At 43.7% G+C, this 348-nt stretch carries 1 pseudogene; it reads left to right on the forward strand.

The features are described from left to right. Positions 1 to 348: pseudogene (locus tag BAMA_RS24825) on the forward strand (RNA-guided endonuclease TnpB family protein); the annotation flags it as partial.

Below are 348 nucleotides of genomic sequence, written 5' to 3' on the forward strand. Positions count from 1 at the left end.
GGACAAGACAAAGTATGTGCGCATTGTAAAGCGTGAAGTACGTGGGAAAGTTCGTTATTTCGCACAACTGATTCAAGAAGGCTATCCACCAATAAAACGGAACCGAAAGATTGCTGATGATGAAACGAAACGTGTTGGTCTTGACATTGGTTCTTCTACAATCGCAATCTGTAGTGAAAATAAAGTAGAACTTCGTGAGCTTGCGCCAGAGTGTCACGTTGATGAAGCTGAGCTGAGGCGTATCCAGCGCAAAATGGAACGGTCTAAGCGGGTGACCAATCCCAATCATTTCAACGAAAATGGAACGGTGAAGAAAGGGGAAAAAACGTGGAACTTTTCTAACCGATA

Origin of the sequence: Bacillus manliponensis, from assembly GCF_000712595.1 — a bacterium.
In the GTDB taxonomy this organism is placed as follows: domain Bacteria; phylum Bacillota; class Bacilli; order Bacillales; family Bacillaceae_G; genus Bacillus_A; species Bacillus_A manliponensis.